This is a genomic window from Geodermatophilus sp. SYSU D01119, assembly GCF_054049975.1.
The window spans coordinates 19,457-37,832 of sequence record NZ_JBJGYL010000029.1 but is presented as its reverse complement, the minus strand read 5'-3'; the positions used below and the strand labels follow the sequence as shown (position 1 = coordinate 37,832).

Sequence of the window (18,376 nt, the reverse complement as noted above, 5' to 3'; positions counted from 1 at the left end):
GAGGTCCGGGCGGCGGTCCCGGTGGCGGCATCCCCGGCGGACCCCACGGCGGCCCTGTCGGACCCCACGGCGGAGCACCTGCGGGCATCCCGGGCGGCGGACCCCAGCTCGGGGGTGAGGGTGGTGGCGGAGGACCCGGTCGCGCCCATGGCGGCGGGAAGCCGGCGGGCGTGGGTCCGCCATCGTCAGGGTGGCCCTCGCCTCCCGGCTGGTGCATCGATGTGGTCCCTTCGTCGATGAGTGCGACCGCGGGAGTATCCGGTGTCCGGGCAGCCTGCGGAGAACTGGTCCGCCTGGGAGTGGCGCGACGTCCTCTCGGGCGTCAGCGGGTGGCGGCCAGCCGCTCCAGCGCCGCGGTGAACGAGGCGTTCCACAGACCCAGGTGCGGCCAGCGCTCGGCGACGTGCGCCGTCGCCTCCTCCACCGACATCCCCTGCTCGCGCACCAGCCAGCCGCGCAGCACCAGGCCGGTGCGGGACGCCCCGCCGTAGCAGTGCACGAGCACCCGGTGTCCCTCGGCGTGCAGTGCGGTGAGGTCGTCGAGGACGTCGGCGAGCATCACGTCGAGGTCGACGTTGTGGTCGTTGTCGGCGATGTAGGACATCCGGTGGTTGGTGTGCGGGAACGGCTCGCCCAGCCGGCACAGCGAGATGACGGCGAAGTCCTCGTCGCTGTATCGCGCGCCGTCGAGGTTGCCCGCCCAGATCCCCGGCAGGACCTCCACCGGGCCGATCCGCGGGATGACGCCGGGGTCGTACGACGGCACCGGCTTCCCGTCCAGCGCCGCGGCGAGCTGCTGCAGGTCGGCCAGCCGCCACACCCGGTCGCCGTGCCCGGGCACCGTCCCGTGCACCGGGGAGGACCACCGCATCGGGATGCCGCCCATCCCGTACACCGCCCCGGCCAGGCCGCCGGCCACGCACGCCACCGTGTCGGTGTCACCGCCCAGGTCGATCACCAGCCGCAGCACCTCGGCGAAGTCGCGGCCGGTCCGCAGGGCCCACAGCGCCTGCCCGAGCGTCGGCCACACGGCGCCGTTCGACTCCGTCGCCATGGACGGCTCCCAGTCCGGAACCAGCACCGTCGCCCACCGGTCGCGGTGCTCCTCGGCGACGAGCGACAAGGCGGAAGGGACGGCGGCCAGCGGGTCGCCGCCGTCGAGTGCCACCCGCATCAGCTCGTGGAGGACGGCACAGCCCTCGCCGGCCGCCGGGTCGCCGTGGGTGAGCGCAGAGATGCGCCGGGCGGCGTCCACGGTCGCCTCGGTCCCGTCGCGCGAGAACCGGATCGCCGCCGGCGTCGTCCGCATCAGCGAGCCGTTGCCCGCGGCCCGGCCGGTGCGCGCGAAGTGCGAGGCGGCCGCGCGGTCCCACGGCAGGCCCGACTCGAACACCGCCCGCGTCTGCACGCCGATGTCCGGGGGTCCGGCCGCGGCCCAGGCGGCGAACCGGCCGAACAGGTCGGCCTCGTCCAGTCCGCCCCCCTTGACCAGCGACGTCGCCACCAGCAGCGCCATCTGGGTGTCGTCGGTGAACTCGCCCGGCTCCCACCCGAGCGAGCCGCCGCCGCACATCTCCGTCGCCGTACCGCGGGCGGGGGAGGGGAAGCGGGCCGAGAAAGCACCCGGCGGGCCGAACTCGAACGGCGCCCCCAGCGCGTCACCCACCGCCGACCCGACCAGCGCCCCGGCCACCCGGTGCGAGCGGTGCAGTCCTGCCGTCACCGGCTCAGTCTCCGTGATCGGTCAGCCGGGACGAAGTCAGCCTCGACGCTGCGTGTGCTCCGTCCACCTGACTCCGTCGAACCAGCGGACGAACTGGGCGTTCACCTGGTCGGGGTACCAGCCAGGCGGAAGCTGCTGCGGGCCCGACTGCGCCTGCTGAAGCGGCGCCGAAGGCAATGCCTGCGGCATTGTCTGCGAAGAGTGCGGCGCCGCCGGAGGAAGCTGCGGCGGCATGGGTGCCGGGGACGAGACCTGTGGCGTACCCGCAGCCGGCATCGTGCCCTGCCTCTGCTGCTGCATCTGCTGGGCGACCTGCTGAGCGTGCATCTGCTGCTGGTGCCAGGCCTGTTGCTGCCACGCCTGTTGCTGTTGCCATGCCTGGACCTGCTGCTGTACCGCCATGTGTTCCTGCTGGGCGATCACCTGCCGCTGGTGCTCGAGCGCCATTGCCTGCTGAGCCACCTGTACGCGAGCTGCGTTTTTCGTTTGACGGGCGTAGCGGGTCGCGCGCTGCTCCTTGTCCCGAAAGGACACCAGTCCGAACGTCGAGAGCGACACGGTCTTGCGGAGCAGTCCCACGGGTCGTTCCTGTCTTTCGGCAACGGGCGTTCCGCATCCTCGCCTGTCGTCTGTGTTGGGGAAACCTCCACCCAAGCGGCTCACCCCGCTGGGGACGTCGCCGAGGGTGTGACGGCGCGGCGACTCGGGGCCCACCGGCGGGGGACCAGCCGATCATGGAGCCCGCGTGAGAACGTCCCGTCTCGATGTACCGCACCGACGGCTCCCTGGTCCTGAGCCCCACCGACCTGACCCGCCACCAGGCCTGCGCGCACGTGACGACGCTCGACCTCGCCGTCGCCGACGGCCGGCTCAAGCCACTCGCCGGCGGCCCCGACGACCACGCGCTGCTCATCGCCGACCTCGGCACCGAGCACGAGGAGAAGTACCTGTCGGCGCTCGAGGCCGAGGGGCGCAGCGTCGTCCGCATCCCCACCCGGTTCGACGCCGCCGGCCGCCGCGAGGCCGAGGCGCTCACCGTGCAGGCGATGCGCCAGGGCGTCGACGTCATCGCCCAGGCCGCGTTCTTCGACGGCGTCTGGGGCGGCGCGGCCGACTTCCTGCTGAAGGTCGCGTCGCCGTCGAACCTCGGCGCCTGGTCCTACGAGGTCGCCGACGCCAAGCTCGCCCGCCGCGTCAAGGTGCCCGCGCTGCTGCAGATGGCCACCTACGCCGAGCGCCTCGCCGTCCTCCAGGGGAAGGCACCCGAGCACGTCTGGGTGGTCACCGGCGACGGCGCCGCGAACCCGTGGCGGCTGGTCGACGTCGCCGCCTACGCCCGGCGCGCCCGCGCCAAGCTGGCCGGTTTCCTCGCCGCCCCGCCGCCCACCGCGCCCGTCCCCGTGCCCTACTGCAGCCAGTGCTCGTGGAAGGCGCGCTGCACCGCCGAGCTCGCCGACGCCGACGACCTCAGCCTCGTCGCCGGCATGCGCGCCGACACCCGCGCGGCCCTGCGCGCCGCCGGCATCACCACCCTCGAGCAGCTCGCCGCCGCCGACCCCGAGACGCTCAAGGCCGCCCGGATCGGCGCCGCCACCCGCGCCCGCGTGCAGGAGCAGGCCCGCGAGCAGCTGCGCGAGCGGCGGACCGGCGTCCCCACCCGCACCCTGCTGCCACCCACGAAGGGCCTCGGCCTGCTCCGGCTGCCCGAGCCCAGCGACGGCGACCTCTACCTCGACTTCGAGGGCGACCCGCACTCCGCCGACGGCGCGGGCCTCGAGTACCTCGCCGGCATCGGGCGCCGCGACGGCAGCTTCACCGCGTTGTGGGCGCACGACCCCGCCGCCGAGAAGCAGATGGTCGCCGATCTGATCGACCTGATCCTGGACGCCTGGCGCGCCGACCGCGGCATGCACGTCTATCACTACGCCGCCTACGAGGTCAGCGCGCTCAAGCGGCTCACCGGCCGCTACGGCGTCCGCGAGGCCGAGCTCGACGAGCTGCTGCGCAACGAGCGCTTCGTCGACCTCTATCCCGTGGTCAAGCAGTCGATGCGGATCAGCAAGGGCTCGTACTCGATCAAGAAGGTCGAGGCGTTCTACGGCCGCGAGCACACCGGCGACGTCGCCGACGCCATGGGCAGCGTCATCGCCTACGAGAAGTGGCTCGCCGACCGCGACCCGCAGCGCCTCGTCGACATCGAGCTCTACAACAAGGACGACGTCGACTCGACCCGCGAGCTGCACGACTGGCTGGAGACCCAGCGCGAGGAGCTCGAGCGCGAGCTCGGCGGCCAGGACCGCCCGCTGCTGTCGGAGGCCACCGGCCCCGTCGAGCGCACGGAGGCCGAGCTCGCCGAGCTGGCGCTGGTCGACCGGCTCAAGGACGCCGGTCACGACCTGCTCGGCGACCTCGTGCAGTGGCACCGCCGCGAGGCCCGCCCCGGCTGGTGGGAGTTCTTCGCCCGCAAGGAGATGGACGACGACACGCTCGTCGAGGACGGCACCGCGCTCGGCCGGCTGGGCGCGCCGGTGGAGATCGGCCAGGAGAAGCGGTCGAAGCTCTACGAGTACCGCTTCCCGCCGCAGGACACGAAGTTGTCGGTCGGGTCCACGGCGGTCGACGTCGACCAGCGGGTGAGCGTCGGCTCCGTCGTCGCGCTCGACTCCGCCGAGGGCCGCGTCGTCGTCAAGACGGCGAAGGCCCCGGCGACGCCGCGCGGGCTCGGGCCCAGCGGGCCGCTCGACGACAAGGGCATGCGCGCCGCCATCACCGCCACCGCCGACGACGTCCTCGCCGGCACGCCGTGCCTCGGGCAGGCGTTGCTGGAGCGGCGGGTTCCGGCCGACTGCCGCCGTCGCCCCGACGAGCAGGCCGGCGACGCCGTCGTCCGGATCGGGCTGCGGCTCGACGGCGAGGTGCTCGCCGTCCAGGGCCCGCCCGGCAGCGGCAAGACAAGGGCGGCGTCGATGCTCATCCGCGCGCTGCTCGACGCTGGCAAGAAGGTCGGCGTCACGGCCACCTCGCACGCGGTCATCGGCAACGTGCTGTCGGCGGTCGACCGGCCCGCGCTGCAGAAGTGCGACGAGCACCAGGCGTGCGGCGCCCCCGGCGTCGAGTGGTCGAAGGACGGCAAGGACGTCGCCCGGCGGCTCGTCGACGGCGACGTGCGGCTGGTCGGCGGGACGGCGTGGTTCTGGACGCAGCCCGACCTCGCCGAGGCCGTCGACGTGCTCGTCGTCGACGAGGCGGGGCAGTTCTCGCTGGCCAACGCCGTGGCGGTGGCGCGGGCGGGCAAGTCGCTGGTGCTGCTCGGCGACCCGCAGCAGCTCGCGCAGCCCTCGCAGGGCGTGCACCCGGGCGACTCGGGGCTGTCGGCGCTGGAGCACCTGCTCGAGGGGCACCCGACCGTGCCCGAGGGCCGCGGCATCTTCCTCGACACGACCTACCGGATGCACCCGGCGCTGACGCGGTTCGTGTCGGACCTGGCGTACGAGGGCCGGCTGGAGTCGGCGGCGCTGCGCGAGCGGATCACCGTGCGGCCGGGCGGGCTGGTGTCGGGTAGCGGGCTGGCGGTGCGCTCGGTGGCGCACACGGTGCCGGCGGCCGCGTCGTCCATGGAGGAGGCCGCCGAGGTGGCCTCCGTCTGGCGGTCGCTGCAGGGCGTCGGCTGGGTTGACGCCGAGGGGACAGAGCGGCCGATCGGCCCGGACGACGTGCTCGTCGTCGCGCCGTACAACAACCAGGTGGCGCTGATCCGCTCGCTGCTGCCCGACGGCGCGCGGGTGGGCACTGTCGACCGGTTCCAGGGGCAGGAGGCGCCGGTGGTCGTGTACTCGACGACGTCGACCTCGGCAGACGAGGCGCCGCGCGGGGTGTCGTTCCTGTACGACCTCAACCGGCTCAACGTGGCGGTGTCGCGGGCGAAGGCGCTGGCGGTCGTGGTGATGAGCCCGCTGCTGCTCGACGCGCAGGTGCGGACGCCGGAGCAGCTGCGGCAGGTCAACGCCATGTGCCGGCTGGCCGAGCTGGCCGGTGTCTGACACCGCGGAGCTGGCCGCCCTGCTCGGCGTCGGCGCCGACGTCCTGGTGCGGGCGCTCGGCGACGGCTGGACGGAGGTCGCCGGGCCGCCGCACGAGCGGTGGTTCGTCAGCGGGCACCCGGTGCAGGTGGCCGTCGGCTGGGACGGGTTCGGCTTCACGCTGGCCCGTCCCGAGCCGCGGTGGTCGGGCGACGAGCTGGTGTGGGAGTTCGCGGCCGAGCGCGGCTTCAGCTCCGACGAGGTCGTCTACGAGCGGGCGGTGCTGGCCGAGGCGGCGGAGGAGGTCGCCCGCCGTCGTCGTCGGACCTTCCGCTGGTGCCCGGTGTGCCGCGAGGTCAACGCCCGCGAGCACGTGCACGACAACACCGGCCTGTGCACGCGCTGCGCCGAGCGCCACCTCGGCGTCACCCACTGAGCAGGCCCGGGAAGGGCCAATAGCGCTACGAAGGCCCCTCCACCGGCCCGGCGGCGGCGCCCCGGTCGGCGGGAACCGGGGCGCCGTCGGTCCGTCAGGCGATCCGGCGGGCGCCCTGGTAGCCGGTCATGGAGTCGAGGTCCACGACCGCGACCGGCTTGCCGGCGGTGGACGCGTGCACCATCTGGCCGTTGCCGATGTACATGCCCACGTGCGAGACCGGGCTGTAGAAGAACACCAGGTCACCGGGCTTGAGGTCGGACTTCGCCACCGGGGTGCCGAACGTCGACTGGGCCCGCGAGGTGCGGGGGATCTCCACGCCGGCCGCGCGGTAGGCGAAGCTGGTCAGCCCGGAGCAGTCGAACCGGTCGGGGCCGGTCGCGCCGTACTGGTACATGTCGCCGCGCTGGGCGAGCGCGGTGTCGACGGCCGCCTGGGCGACGCCGTTGGCAGCGGCCACCGGGGCCGCCGCCACGACCCCGCCACCACCGCCGCCGCCTGCGGCAGCCGAGGCCGGGAGGGGCGAGAGCGCGATGCCGGCTCCGGCGATGGCCGCGACGGCGATGCCGCGGAACGAGCGACGGGCGAGGGGCGTGCGTGCAGTCGTCATGGACGACGGTTCTCCTGTTCTCCACGGTCGCCTACCGGGTTAGCTGACGGGTTCGGGCGGGGGAGTCGCCCGGCGCGAGAGGTCGCGCTTCACCCCTGGGACTCGATGGGTCCCCGGTCCGGAGGGCGGCTGGCTGCCGGCGTCCGGTTCGGCGTGGTCCGACGGGTGTCACTCGGGTTCGTGACGAGGGCCCGGCCGGAACCAGGCGGAACGGTAGGGAGGGCCCCGGACCGTCACAACCGCCCGCGGAGGACGCCACGCCCGACCCCTCGCCGCCGACTTGACTCCGGCTCGGGATCCGACACGCCACCGCCACCACGGCCGACGCCGCCGGGACGCCCCGGCACGCCGGGGCCGGACGCGCGGTGACACGCCGCGCCCCGGAAGAAAGGAGGGCGCGGTGCGTCCGAACAGCGCGTCAGCGGCTCCCCACCCTCAGCCGGGGCAGGCCCGCCGGGGACGCCGTGGTTGCCGCGCGCGTTGACGGGGCAACGGGGAGGGGATCGAGAGAGAGGAGCACCCCATGGGCATGATGAGGAACCTCATCGCCTCCGGCGTCGCCGCGAAGGTCGTGCAGGAGCTGAAGAAGCCGCAGAACCAGGCGAAGATCAAGCAGTTCGTCCGCGACTTCCAGGCCAAGCAGCAGAAGAAGGGCGGCTCCGGCCGCGCCTACTGACCGCTGACCCGCTCGCGGCCCCCGTCCCACCTCGGGACGGGGGCCGCGGTGCGTCCGGGGCCGCTGAGACGGCACGTTGCGGTTCCGAGACGGCTCAGTCCCGACGTCCCGGACGGCGCCCCGTCCCCGTGTGACCCTCGCCGGCGTACCCATCGCGGCACCGGCGCCGACCTCCCCGGGAGGCGCTGCCGGCGCGCGTCCGCACGACCACCACGGGGTGTCCGTTGAACCAGTCCTCCGCCCGCCGCCGTCTCGGCGCCCTCCCCGTCCTGCTCGCCGCGGGGCTGCTCCTCGCCGGCTGCGGGGACGACGGCGAGACGGGCCTGCCCGCGCCCACCTCCACCCCGTCGGCCCCGGCGACGTCCTCCGCGGCGGCCCCGACGACGCCGGCACCGACGCCGGCTCCCGAGCCCGCGGTGGCGCCTGCCCCCACGCCGCAGGTGACGCCGCCGCCCGCGCCCGTCGTCGACTTCGCCATGCCCGCCGTCGTGGGCATGACGCTGCAGGACGCCCAGGACCTGATCCAGACCAACGGCGTCTTCCTGAGCCTGTCCCACGACCTGCTCGGCTCCCGCAACCAGGTCATGGACGCGAACTGGAGGGTCTGCACCCAGAACATCGCGCCCGGTCAGCGGGTCACCGGGAACGTCGAGGGCGCCATCGACCTCGGCGTCGTCAAGCTCGAGGAGCTCTGCCCCTAGTCGGCGGCTGACCACCGGACGGGGACGGCACGCGGCCGTCCCCGCCCGGTGCGTCTCAGGGCCGGCCGGCGTGCGGGACGTCGACCTCGGTCGCGAGCAGCACCGCCTCGCGCACCGGCGCGCGGTTGTGCTCGTAGAAGTCCGGCGCCGCGCACATGAGCAGCGTCCGGCCGTCCTCGCCGCCGAGCATGCAGGCGTAGACGCCCAGCCCCTCGGGCGCGGCGACGGCGTCGACGATCTCGCCGCCCTCGGCCACCCGCACGACCCGCCCGCCGACGGCGTCGGCCGCCCAGATGCAGCCGTCGGCGTCGAGGGAGCAGCCGTCCGGGGCGACGGCGAGCTGCCCGAGCACCTCGTCCACGGTGCGCCCGGTGACCTCCGGCCCGAGCGACGCCCACACCCGCCGGTTCGTCAGCGAGCCGTCGGCACCCAGGTCGAACGCGGTGTACCGGTTGCCGAGCGTCTCGCCGACGACGAGCGTGCCGCCGTCCGGCGTGATCACCGACCCGTTCGGGAACTGCAGCCCCTCGGCCGCCACCGACACCGTGCCGTCGGGGTCGATCCGCTTGAGCGACGCCGTCGCCGCGTCCCCGCCGCCCATCAGGTCGAAGCCGAAGTCGCCGACGAAGACGTGCCCGCCCGGGCCGACGACGAGGTCGTTGAGGTGCCCGCCGCAGTGCTCGGTGAGGTCGGCGTAGGTCGACAGCGCCGACCCGTCCCAGCGCAGCACCTCGTGCGTCTTCATCGACACGACCACGAGCGACCCGTCGGGCAGCCAGCCCTGCCCCGACGGCTGCCCCGGGACCTCGAACCGCACGGTCTCCCGCCCGTCGGTGGTCACCGTGCTCACCGTGTGCCGGTAGAAGTCCGACACCCACCACGTGCCCTCGTGCCAGCGCGGCCCCTCGAAGAACCCGCCGCCGGTCAGCACCGTCCGTACCTCGCGCTCTGCCATGAGCCGGACCCTAGGACGCCCTGACCGGCGTCACGGCCGCAGCGGTTTGAAGGGGACCTCAGTCGCCCTTGACGTTCACGACCTGGCGCAGCGTGTGCCGGATCTCCACCAGGTCCGCGGCGTCGGCCATGACGACGTCGATGGACTTGTAGGCATCCGGGTGCTCGTCGAGGAAGGCGTCCGACCGGCCCCAGGCGATGCCCGTCATCCGGCGGTCGAGGTCCGCGCGGGTGAACTGCCGCCGCGCCGCCCCGCGGGAGAACGCCCGGCCGGCGCCGTGCGGCGCCGACATGAGCGCGTCCGCGTTGCCCTTGCCGACGACGACGTAGGACGCCGCGCCCATCGAGCCCGGGATCAGCCCCCACTGGCCCTCGCGCGCCGAGATGGCCCCCTTGCGGGACAGCCACACGTCGGTGCCGGAGTGCCGCTCGCGGTCGGTGTAGTTGTGGTGGCACTGCACGACCTGCGCGCGGTGCACCTCCTCGGTGAGGAACCGGGAGAGCTGCTCGGCGACGCGGTCCATCATCTCCTCGCGGTTGAGCGCGGCGAACCGCTGCGCCCAGTGCAGCGCCTCGATGTAGGCGTCGAACTCCGGCTCGCCCTCCTCCAGGTACGCCAGGTCGCGGTCGGGCACCTCGATGCCCTTGGCCCGCGTGCGGTCCTGCGCGATCCGGATGTGCTTGGACGCCAGCTTGTTGCCGACCCCGCGCGAGCCCGAGTGCAGGAACAGCCACACCCGGTCGGCCTCGTCGAGGGACACCTCGATGAAGTGGTTGCCCGACCCGAGCGAGCCCAGCTGCTGCGGCCAGTTCGGCGCGACGCCGTCGGCCTGGCCGGCTCCCGGCATGGCGCGCAGCTCCTCGACCCGTGCGGCGGCCGAGTCGCGCACCTTCTTGTTGTAGCGGCCGGCCGAGAGCGGGATCGAGCGCGAGATCTGCTCGTGCAGCGTGGCGAGGTTCCGCCCGCGCACGTCGTCGCCGGTGAACTGGGTGCGGACGGCCATCATCCCGCAGCCGATGTCCACGCCCACGGCCGCCGGGATGATCGCGCTGTCGGTCGGGATGACCGAGCCGACGGTCGCGCCCAGCCCCAGGTGCGCGTCGGGCATCAGCGCGACGTGCGGGTGGATGAACGGCATCGAGGCCGTCCGCTCGGCCTGCATCCGGGTGGTCGGCTCGAGGATCGACGCCCAGTTGAGCAGGCGGTCGCTGATCTTCTCCATGGTCCTTTCTCTCTGCTGCGCGGGGCCCGGTCCCCGCGGTCCGTCGGGAGGCCGGTGCAGTGAACGCGCTCGGCTCGCGCGGCGCGACTGCATTACCCCGGACCGAAACCGGTTGGGAGCCACGCCGCCCGGCGCTAGCCTCGGCGCCCCAGTCCGCCCGTGCCCACCGGGGCGCGGTCCCCCGCGCCGCGGTGTCCGCCCACCGATCGAGGGGAGACCACGATGACCACGACGACGACCGCCGCCGAGCTGGCCGAGCGCTACCTGCGGGGCTGGAACGAGCACGACGGCGCCGCGGTCGCCGCCTGCTTCGCCGACGGCGGGACCTACGTCGACCCGACCCTGCCCGGACCCCTGCCGAAGGCCGCGATCGGGGAGTACGTGGCCGCCCTCACCGCGGCCATCCCGGACCTCGCGTTCGTCGCCGACGACGTCGTGAGCGATGGCCGGCGCGTGTGCGCCCCGTGGCGCATGCAGGGCACCTGGACCGGGCCGATGCCGGGGCTGCCGGAGCCGACCGGGCGCCGGTGCGACCTCCCCGGCATCGACCTCATCACGGTCGGCGAGGACGGCATCACCGGCGTCGTCGGCTACTTCGACCAGAAGACGTTCGCCGAGCAGCTCGGCCTCCGGGTCGACGTCGCCGCCGGCTGACCCTGCACGGGCCGCGGTGCCGGCCCCTGGGCCGGTGCCGCGGACCCCGGCGTGCCGTTTCCGTTCCGCACGCCACGGGCAGCCCCGCTGCGACCGCCGGACACCCAGCAGTGAGGACGCACGTCATGCAGGTCGGACTGAAGCTCGCCACCGAGGCCTTCCCGCCCGAGGAGATCGTCCGCCAGACGGTCCGCGCCGAGGAGGCGGGCTTCGACTTCGTCGAGATGAGCGACCACTTCCACCCGTGGCTCGACACCCAGGGGCACAGCGGGTTCACCTGGTCGATGCTCGGCGCGATGGCCGCCAAGACCGAGCGGATCGGCCTGGTCACCGGCGTGACCTGCCCGATCATCCGGTACCACCCCGCCGTCATCGCGCAGGCCGCGGCGACGGTGCAGATCCTCTCCGGCGGCCGGTTCACCCTCGGCATCGGCGCGGGCGAGCGGCTCAACGAGCACGTCGTCGGCACCGGCTGGCCGGCCGTGCACGTGCGGCACGAGATGCTCCGAGAGGCGCTGCAGATCATCAAGCTGCTGTGGCAGGGCGGGTACCGGACCTTCGAGGGCAAGTACCTGCAGCTCGAGGACGCCCGCGTCTTCGACCTCCCCGAGCAGCTGCCGGTCATCGCCGTGGCCAGCGGCGGGCCGCACGCCTCCCGGCTGGCCGCCGAGTTCGGCGACGGGCTGTTCGCCACCGAGCCGCGCGAGGACCTCGTCGGCGCCTTCCGCGAGGCCGGCGGCTCGGGCCCGCACTACGCCGAGGTGCCGATGGCCTGGGCCGAGACCGAGGACGCCGCGGTCCAGGAGGCCCTGGAGAAGAGCCGCTGGGCGCTCACGGGTTGGAAGGTCATGAGCGAGCTGCCCAACCCGGTCAACTTCGACGCCGCCAGTCAGACGGTGAAGGAGGACGACATCCGCGGGCAGTTCTCCGTCGGCCCCGACCTCGACCTGCACGTGCAGCAGGCGCAGCCCTACGTCGACGCCGGCTTCGACCACCTCGTCCTGCAGAACGTCGGCCCCGATCCCGACGGGTTCATCGACGCCTGCGCCGGCGGGCTCATCGAGCGGGTCCGGGCGCTCACGGCCTCCTGACGCCGCCGTCCCTGCCGATTCCCGCAGCGGTCCTGCCACCGCGCGCGGCAGCGGGAGGAGGGCGCGGCCCGGCGGCAGACTCGCCGGCCGTGACCTCCTCCCTGCCCGCGCTGCCCGACACCCCCGCCTGCCGCCTCGCGCGGGAGGTGGTCGCCGAGTTCTCCTCGCCGGCGCTGGTGAACCACTGCCTGCGCAGCTACCTGTGGGCCGCCGACCACGCCCGCCGGCGCGGCATCGCGTTCGACGACGAGCTGCTGTTCGTCGCGGCGATGGTCCACGACCTCGGCCTGTCCCCGGTCTTCGACAGCGCCACGCTGCCGTTCGAGGACGCCGGCGGCGCCGTCGGGTGGGTGTTCGCCGCGGGCGCGGGCTGGCCGGTGCAGCGCCGCCGCCGGGTGGCGGAGGTCGTCGTCGCGCACATGGCGCCGGAGGTCGACGTCGCGGCCGACCCCGAGGGGCACCTGCTGGAGCTCGCCACCGGCCTCGACATCTCCGGGCGCGACCCCGAGTCGTGGCCTGCCGACCTGCGCGCCGCCGTCCTCGCCGGGTACCCGCGGCTCGGCCTGATCGACGAGTTCGTCGCCTGCTTCACCGACCAGGCCCGCCGCAAGCCCGACTCCCTCGCCGGGCGGTTCACCGCGGCCGGCTTCGCCGACCGTGCCCGCGCCAACCCGCTGGACAGGTGACCCGGAGCCGGGTCGTGCTCTGCCCACGGGGACGGGGCAGACCACGACCTCCCCGGGGAGGACGTCAGGAGGCGGTGACGACGACCTTCCCGATCGTCGACGACGACTCGACCCGCCGGTGCGCCTCGGCCAGGGTCGCCGCGTCGACCGGCGACAGCCGCGCGGTCAGCGTCGTGCGCAGCACCCCGGCGTCGACCAGCCGGGCCACCTCGTCGAGCAGCTCGCGCTGGGCCGTGCTCTCCGGGTCGTGCAGCGGCCGGCTGAACATGAACTCCCAGTGCCAGCCCTGGCTGCGCTCCTTGAGCGGCAGGGTGTCGAGGCCCTCGGGCTCGTCGATGGCCACGACCGAGCCGCCGACCGTCATCAGCCGCGCGAAGGTCTCGACCATCCCGGCCGAGTACGGGCTGAACACGTACCGCACCCCGCCCGGCGCGACCCGTGCCACCTCGGCCACCAGGTCGCGGCGGTCGACCACCTCGTGCGCGCCGAGCCCGCGCACCCACTCCTCCGCCTCCGGCCGCGACACCGCGGCGACCACGGTGAGCCCGGTGAGCTGCCGGGCGAGCTGCACGAGCATCGACCCGACGCCGCCGGCCGCGCCCATCACCAGCAGCGTGCCGGTGCTCTCCCGGGTCAGCGCCCAGCGCTCGAACAGCGTCTCCCAGGCGGTGATCGTCGTCAGCGGCAGCGCGGCCGCCTCCGCCCAGTCCAGCGACGCCGGCGCGTGCCCGGCGATCCGCTCGTCGACCAGGTGGTAGCGGCTGTTGGTGCCGGGCCGGGCGATGGAGCCCGCGTGGTAGACGGCGTCCCCGACGGCGAAGGCGGTCACCGCCTCGCCCACCGCGACCACCGTGCCGGCCGCGTCGAAGCCGAGCACCCGCGGCTGCCCGCCCGGGTCGGCGCCGCCGCGCAGCTTGACGTCGACCGGGTTCACCGAGACCGCCCGCACCTCCACGAGCAGGTCGTGCGGGCCGGGTGCGGGGACGTCGAGCTCGACGTCGGTGAGCACGTCGGGGGAGCCGGGGGAGGAGTAGGCGACGGCGGGCATGCGGGACGGGAGGGACATGCCCGCGACGTTATGCCCGGGGTCCTGGTCCCCCGGGGAGCCCTCGAGGACGGTCCGGGCCGGTTCGGCGCCGTGCGGCAGCAGCGCCGGTCGTTCAGTGCCGGTCGAGCAGCCGCAGCGGCGGGCGGGCGAGCCGCTTCTCCAGGCTCACCCGGTGCCGGCCGTCGGGGTCGCGGCGGAAGTCGAGGGAGTCGACCAGCGCCTGCATCAGCCGCAGGCCCGCGCCGCCGTCGCCGTCGAGGCTGGCCTCGGTCAGCGAGGAGCGGCCGGCGGCCTGCTCCTGGTCGAAGCCGGAGCCGTCGTCGACCACGGTGATCCGGCACAGGCTGTCGTCGATGGCGACCGACACCTCGTACTCGGCGTGGTCACCGGCGTGCTGCACGACGTTCGCGCACGCCTCGGTGAGCGCCAGCGTCGTCTCCTCGATCACCGGCCGGTCCACCCGCAGGTGCTCCAGCGCCTGGCGGCACAGGCCGCGCACGAACGGGACGCTGCCGACGTCGACGGGCAGCCGCACGGTGAACGAGATGTCCATCCCGGGCCCCCCTCTGCGACGCCGCGTTACGCTCCTCGGGTCCGTATCCCGTCCCGAAGGAGCCCGATCGTGCAGTTCGCCGTCGACCGAGCTTCGGTCAACGGCCGGCCCGGGCTGAGGGTACGCGGTGAACTCGACATCGCGACGGTGCCCCGGCTCGCCGAGTGCGTCGAGGCCGAACTGTCCGCGCGTCCGCGCTCGCTGGTCATCGACCTGACCGACACCGAGTTCATGGACTCCGCCGGCGCCCGCGAGCTGGCCCGCGCCGCGAAGCGGACCGCCGCGGCCGGTGTCGCGCTGCAGGTGGTGTGCCCGCGGGAGAACACGCCGGTCCGCCTGGTCATCGACCTGCTCGAGCTCTCCCGCCTGGTGCCGGTGGTCGAGGTCGCGGGACTCAGCGACGGGGAGGTCGGGTCGTAGGGTCGGTCGCGATGACCAGCACCCCGACCAGCACCGTGACCGGGACCCCGGCCGACCCCCCGCCGTCCCCGGCTCCCGACCCCGTCCGGCGGCGGGTCGACGACGAGGCGCTGGCCCGCTGCGCCGAGGAGCCGATCGCGATCCCCGGGGCGGTCCAGCCGCACGGCGCGCTGCTCGCGGTCACCGAGCCGGGCCTCGAGGTCGTCGTCGCCTCGGCCAACGCCGCGCAGCTGCTCGGCACCGACCCCGCCGGGCGCACCCTCGCCGACCTGCTGGCTCCCGCCGAGCTCGACCGGCTGCGGGCGGCGCTGGCCACGGACCTCTCGGAGGCCGACCCGCTGCGGGTGACGCCCGGCGGTGCCGAGCTGGACCTGGTCCTGTCCCGCAGCGGCGACCTGCTGGTCACCGAGTGGGAGCCGGTCGCCGGCGCCGAGCAGGCCGGGGCCGCCTGGCACCGCCGGCTGCCCACGGTGCTGCAGCGGCTGTCGGCGCCGACGTCACTGGAGGGCCTCACCGGCGTCCTCGCCCGCGAGGTGCGCGCGCTCACCGGCTTCGACCGGGTGATGGTCTACCGCTTCGACGCCGAGTGGAACGGCGAGGTGATCGCCGAGGACCGGCGCCCCGACCTCGAGCCGTTCCTCGGCCTGCACTACCCGGCCAGCGACATCCCCGCCCAGGCCCGCGCCCTCTACGCGACCAACTGGATGCGCCTGATCCCCGACGCGACCTACACCCCGGTGCCGCTCGAGCCGCCGCTGGTGCCGGGCACCGGCCGGCCGCTGGACCTCTCCGGCGCGATGCTGCGCAGCGTCTCCCCGGTGCACCTGGAGTACCTGGCCAACATGGGCGTCACCGCGTCGATGTCGGTGTCGCTCATCGACCGCGGGAAGCTCTGGGGGCTCATCGCCTGCCACTCCTACAGCGGCGCCCACCGGCCCTCCTACGCCGACCGCACCGCCGCGGAGTTCCTCGGCCGCACCGCCTCGCTGCTGCTGCACACCACCGTGGCGGCCGGCGAGCGCGACGCCGCGGTCGCGGTCACCCGGCGCGAGGCCGACCTCGTCGGCGCGATCGGCCGCAGCCCGCGCACGCCGGTCGCCGCCCTGGTCGACGGCGAGGTGACCGTGCTCGACCTGCTGCCCGCCGCCGGCGCCGCGGTGCGCCTGGACGGCCGGCTGCACCTGCTCGGCACCACGCCGCCGGCCGAGCGGGTGGCCGAGCTGGTCCCCGCGGTGCTGCGCGCCGGCGGGGTCACCGACGCGCTCGGCCGCGACGTGCCCGCCGCGGCCGACCTCGCCGCGGACGCCAGCGGCGTGCTCGCCGTCGAGGTCGGCGGCGCGCGCGGCGACTACCTCGCCTGGTTCCGTCCGGAGACGCCGCGCGAGGTGACCTGGGGCGGCGACCCCTACACCTCCAAGCTCGCCGAGGGCGCCGGCGGGCCGCGGCTGTCCCCGCGCCGCTCGTTCGCCCGCTGGACCGAGACCGTGCGCGGCACCTCCCGCCCGTGGCTGGCGCCCGAGGTGGCCGCCGCCCGCGCGCTGGCCACCCACCTCGGCGAGGCGGTGCTCGCCCGCGCCGGGGAGGACGACCGGCTGTCGGCCGCGCTGCAGCGCACCCTGCTGCTCGAGGAGCTGCCGAAGGTGCCCGGCGTCGCGCTCGGCGCGCGGTACCGGCCCAGCGAGGCCGACGTCGTCGGCGGCGACTGGTACGACCTGGTGCTGCTGCCCAGCGGGCGGCTCGCCGTCGTCCTCGGCGACGTCGCCGGGCACGGGCTGTCGGCCGCCTCGGTGACCGCCCAGCTGCGGCACGCGCTGCGCGCCTCGCTGCTGCGGGACGAGGGCCCGGCCGCCGCGCTGACCGAGCTCAACCGGCTGGTCGGCACCCTGCTGCCGGGGGAGATGGCCACCGCCGTCGTCGCCCAGCTCGACCCGGGCACCGGCGCGCTCACGCTGGCCAACGCCGGGCACCTGCCGGCCGTGCACGCCGGGCACGGCGCCGCGCGGCTGGTCACCGACGGCCGCGGCCCGGCGCTCGGCCTGCTCGACGACGCCGACTACGGGCAGACGGCGCTGCGCCTCGACGCCGGCGACCGGCTGCTGCTCTACAGCGACGGCCTGGTCGAGCGGCGCGGCCGGCCGCTGCCCGAAGGCATGGAGGCGGTGCGCGAGGCGGTGGCCGCCGTCGCCGGCGACCCGCAGCAGGTGGTCGACGCGGTGGTCGCCACCCTCGACCCGCCCGGCGCCGACGACGTCACCGTCGTGGGGCTGGCCCTCGTCTGAGGCTCAGGCGCCGCCGCGGACGAGGTAGCGGTAGGCGGGCGAGTCCGGGTCCAGGTGCTGGATCCGCAGCGGGCTCGCCGCGGTGCGCGCGAGCAGGCCGGGCAGGCTGTCGGCGCTGCCGAGCTCGATGCCGGTGAGCGCGGCGCCGGTCTCGCGGTTGTCCCGCTTGACGTACTCGAACAGCACGATGTCGTCGTCGGGGCCGAGGACGTCGTCGAGGAAGCGCCGCAGCGCGCCGGGCTCCTGCGGGAACTCGACGAGGAAGTAGTGCTTGAGGCCCTGGTGGACGAGGGACCGCTCGACCACCTCGGCGTACCGGCTGACGTCGTTGTTGCCGCCGGAGAGCAGGCAGACGACGGTCTGCCCGGGCTCGACCCGCACCGCGCCGCCGGTCAGCGCGGCGGTGGCCAGGGCGCCCGCGGGCTCGGCGATGATCCCCTCGACCTGGTACAGCTCGAGCATCTCGGTGCAGACCTGGCCCTCGGGCACGGCCACCAGCTCGGCGCCGGAGTCGCGGACCAGCGGGAAGGTGACGTCGCCGGCCCGGCGGACCGCGGCGCCGTCGACGAACGTGTCGATGGCCGGCAGCTCCACCGGATACCCGGCCGCCAGCGCCGCGGCCATCCCGGCCGCACCGGCGGGCTCGACCCCGACCAGCCGGGTGCCGGGGCTCGCCTGCCGCAGCCAGGTGCCGCAGCCGGCGAGCAGCCCGCCGCCACCGAGCGGCAGGACGACGACGTCGGGCGCGCGGCCGAGCTGCTCGAGCACCTCGACGGCGACCGTCGCCTGGCCCACCACCACCGGCCAGGCGTCGAAGGCCGGGACGAGCGCGGCGCCGGTGGCCGCGGCGTGGGCCTTCGCGGCCGCGGCGGCGTCGTCGTAGGTGTCGCCGGCGACGACCAGCTCCACCATGTCGCCGCCGAGCGCGCGGATGCGGGCGCGCTTCTGCCGCGGGGTGGTGCCGGGGACGAACACCGCGCCCCGGACGCCGAGCGCCCGGCAGGCGTGCGCGACGCCCTGGCCGTGGTTGCCGGCGCTGGCGCACACCACCCCGGCGGCGCGGGCGGCGTCGTCCAGGCGGCTGATCGTGTTGTAGGCGCCGCGCACCTTGTAGGAGCGGCCGACCTGCAGGTCCTCGCGCTTGAGCCGGACGTCGGCGCCGGTGAGCGCGGACAGGCGCTCGTTGCGCTGCAGCGGCGTGCGCTCGGCGACCCCGGCGAGCCGGCCGACGGCGTCGCGCACGTCGGCGGGAAAGCGGTCGAGCTCGGGGACGACGGCGGTGGTCACGGGGGTCCATCCTCCT

17 protein-coding genes and 1 riboswitch are annotated in these 18,376 nt (G+C 75.0%); of the genes, 9 read left to right on the top strand and 8 right to left on the bottom strand.

The genetic code is table 11. From position 1 onward, the window contains the following. Window positions 1-322 precede the first annotated feature (322 nt). On the bottom strand, window positions 323-1,723 hold the full coding sequence (locus ACI79X_RS19410) for an ADP-ribosylglycohydrolase family protein (protein WP_457027059.1): 1,401 nt from the start codon (window positions 1,721-1,723) through the stop codon (window positions 323-325). Window positions 1,724-1,759: 36 nt separating this feature from the next. Beyond that, window positions 1,760-2,302: a DUF2510 domain-containing protein gene (locus ACI79X_RS19405; RefSeq protein WP_457027058.1), complete on the bottom strand. Its 543-nt coding sequence runs from the start codon at window positions 2,300-2,302 to the stop codon at window positions 1,760-1,762. Window positions 2,303-2,487: 185 nt separating this feature from the next. Here ACI79X_RS19405 and ACI79X_RS19400 point away from each other — a divergent pair, with 185 nt between their 5' ends. Together ACI79X_RS19400 and ACI79X_RS19395 are read left to right on the top strand one after the other, a co-directional pair. Next, a complete protein-coding gene (locus tag ACI79X_RS19400; RefSeq protein ID WP_457027057.1) occupies window positions 2,488-5,763 on the top strand; it encodes a TM0106 family RecB-like putative nuclease in 3,276 nt (1,091 codons plus the stop codon). Continuing rightward, window positions 5,756-6,178, top strand: coding sequence for a hypothetical protein (locus tag ACI79X_RS19395; RefSeq protein WP_457027056.1), 423 nt, complete (start codon window positions 5,756-5,758; stop codon window positions 6,176-6,178). Before ACI79X_RS19400 ends, ACI79X_RS19395 begins: the two co-directional genes overlap by 8 nt. Window positions 6,179-6,272: 94 nt before the next feature. Here the strand turns inward: ACI79X_RS19395 and ACI79X_RS19390 are convergent, their stop codons facing one another. After that, the gene (locus ACI79X_RS19390) at window positions 6,273-6,788 is read right to left on the bottom strand and encodes a C40 family peptidase (RefSeq protein WP_457027055.1); all 516 of its coding nucleotides are present in this window, start codon (window positions 6,786-6,788) and stop codon (window positions 6,273-6,275) included. 12 nt (window positions 6,789-6,800) lie between these two features. Further along, a riboswitch (cyclic di-AMP (ydaO/yuaA leader) is annotated at window positions 6,801-6,952 on the bottom strand. A 359-nt stretch (window positions 6,953-7,311) separates the two neighbouring features. Here ACI79X_RS19390 and ACI79X_RS19385 point away from each other — a divergent pair. Next, the gene (locus ACI79X_RS19385) at window positions 7,312-7,464 is read left to right on the top strand and encodes a hypothetical protein (RefSeq protein WP_457027054.1); all 153 of its coding nucleotides are present in this window, start codon (window positions 7,312-7,314) and stop codon (window positions 7,462-7,464) included. A 224-nt stretch (window positions 7,465-7,688) separates the two neighbouring features. Further along, window positions 7,689-8,165: a hypothetical protein gene (locus ACI79X_RS19380; RefSeq protein ID WP_457027053.1), complete on the top strand. Its 477-nt coding sequence runs from the start codon at window positions 7,689-7,691 to the stop codon at window positions 8,163-8,165. A gap of 55 nt (window positions 8,166-8,220) precedes the next feature. Here the strand turns inward: ACI79X_RS19380 and ACI79X_RS19375 are convergent, their stop codons facing one another. Both ACI79X_RS19375 and ACI79X_RS19370 read right to left on the bottom strand, forming a co-directional pair. Next, on the bottom strand, window positions 8,221-9,120 hold the full coding sequence (locus ACI79X_RS19375; protein WP_457027052.1) for an SMP-30/gluconolactonase/LRE family protein: 900 nt from the start codon (window positions 9,118-9,120) through the stop codon (window positions 8,221-8,223). Between the two features lie 58 nt (window positions 9,121-9,178). Beyond that, window positions 9,179-10,342, bottom strand: a complete 1,164-nt coding sequence (locus tag ACI79X_RS19370; protein ID WP_457027051.1) for an RtcB family protein — start codon at window positions 10,340-10,342, stop codon at window positions 9,179-9,181. Window positions 10,343-10,564: 222 nt separating this feature from the next. Between ACI79X_RS19370 and ACI79X_RS19365 the strand changes: the two genes are divergently transcribed. The 3 genes from ACI79X_RS19365 (at window position 10,565) to ACI79X_RS19355 (ending at window position 12,773) form a co-directional block, all read left to right on the top strand. Further along, a complete protein-coding gene (locus ACI79X_RS19365; protein ID WP_457027050.1) occupies window positions 10,565-10,996 on the top strand; it encodes an ester cyclase in 432 nt (143 codons plus the stop codon). Window positions 10,997-11,121: 125 nt separating this feature from the next. Continuing rightward, a complete protein-coding gene (locus tag ACI79X_RS19360; protein ID WP_457027049.1) occupies window positions 11,122-12,087 on the top strand; it encodes a TIGR03557 family F420-dependent LLM class oxidoreductase in 966 nt (321 codons plus the stop codon). 89 nt (window positions 12,088-12,176) lie between these two features. Next, window positions 12,177-12,773, top strand: a complete 597-nt coding sequence (locus ACI79X_RS19355; protein ID WP_457027048.1) for an HD domain-containing protein — start codon at window positions 12,177-12,179, stop codon at window positions 12,771-12,773. Window positions 12,774-12,837: 64 nt separating this feature from the next. Here the strand turns inward: ACI79X_RS19355 and ACI79X_RS19350 are convergent, their stop codons facing one another. Further along, entirely contained in the window at window positions 12,838-13,839 is a 1,002-nt protein-coding gene (locus ACI79X_RS19350) for a zinc-binding alcohol dehydrogenase family protein (protein ID WP_457027047.1), read from the bottom strand. A 94-nt stretch (window positions 13,840-13,933) separates the two neighbouring features. After that, window positions 13,934-14,374, bottom strand: coding sequence for an ATP-binding protein (locus tag ACI79X_RS19345; protein WP_457027046.1), 441 nt, complete (start codon window positions 14,372-14,374; stop codon window positions 13,934-13,936). A 69-nt stretch (window positions 14,375-14,443) separates the two neighbouring features. On the opposite strand from ACI79X_RS19345, the gene ACI79X_RS19340 reads away from it, so the two are divergent. Then, entirely contained in the window at window positions 14,444-14,794 is a 351-nt protein-coding gene (locus ACI79X_RS19340; RefSeq protein ID WP_457027045.1) for an STAS domain-containing protein, read from the top strand. 11 nt (window positions 14,795-14,805) lie between these two features. Further along, window positions 14,806-17,073 (top strand): SpoIIE family protein phosphatase, encoded by a 2,268-nt coding sequence (locus tag ACI79X_RS19335; protein WP_457027044.1) that lies wholly within the window; start codon window positions 14,806-14,808, stop codon window positions 17,071-17,073. 3 nt (window positions 17,074-17,076) lie between these two features. Here ACI79X_RS19335 and ilvA read toward each other — a convergent pair whose 3' ends face one another. Beyond that, window positions 17,077-18,360 carry a threonine ammonia-lyase IlvA gene (gene ilvA / locus ACI79X_RS19330; protein WP_457027043.1) on the bottom strand — a complete coding sequence of 428 codons (1,284 nt, stop codon included), beginning with the start codon at window positions 18,358-18,360 and terminating at the stop codon, window positions 17,077-17,079. Window positions 18,361-18,376 lie beyond the last annotated feature (16 nt).

Coding starts and splice junctions, on each gene's coding strand:
- ACI79X_RS19390 (WP_457027055.1), bottom strand. CDS start 6,788: ATGACGACTGCACGCACGCCCCTCGCCCGTCGCTCGTTCCGCGGCATC.
- ACI79X_RS19375 (WP_457027052.1), bottom strand. CDS start 9,120: ATGGCAGAGCGCGAGGTACGGACGGTGCTGACCGGCGGCGGGTTCTTC.
- ACI79X_RS19345 (WP_457027046.1), bottom strand. CDS start 14,374: ATGGACATCTCGTTCACCGTGCGGCTGCCCGTCGACGTCGGCAGCGTC.
- ACI79X_RS19335 (WP_457027044.1), top strand. CDS start 14,806: ATGACCAGCACCCCGACCAGCACCGTGACCGGGACCCCGGCCGACCCC.
- ACI79X_RS19400 (WP_457027057.1), top strand. CDS start 2,488: ATGTACCGCACCGACGGCTCCCTGGTCCTGAGCCCCACCGACCTGACC.
- ACI79X_RS19385 (WP_457027054.1), top strand. CDS start 7,312: ATGGGCATGATGAGGAACCTCATCGCCTCCGGCGTCGCCGCGAAGGTC.
- ACI79X_RS19365 (WP_457027050.1), top strand. CDS start 10,565: ATGACCACGACGACGACCGCCGCCGAGCTGGCCGAGCGCTACCTGCGG.
- ACI79X_RS19350 (WP_457027047.1), bottom strand. CDS start 13,839: ATGTCCCTCCCGTCCCGCATGCCCGCCGTCGCCTACTCCTCCCCCGGC.
- ACI79X_RS19370 (WP_457027051.1), bottom strand. CDS start 10,342: ATGGAGAAGATCAGCGACCGCCTGCTCAACTGGGCGTCGATCCTCGAG.
- ACI79X_RS19360 (WP_457027049.1), top strand. CDS start 11,122: ATGCAGGTCGGACTGAAGCTCGCCACCGAGGCCTTCCCGCCCGAGGAG.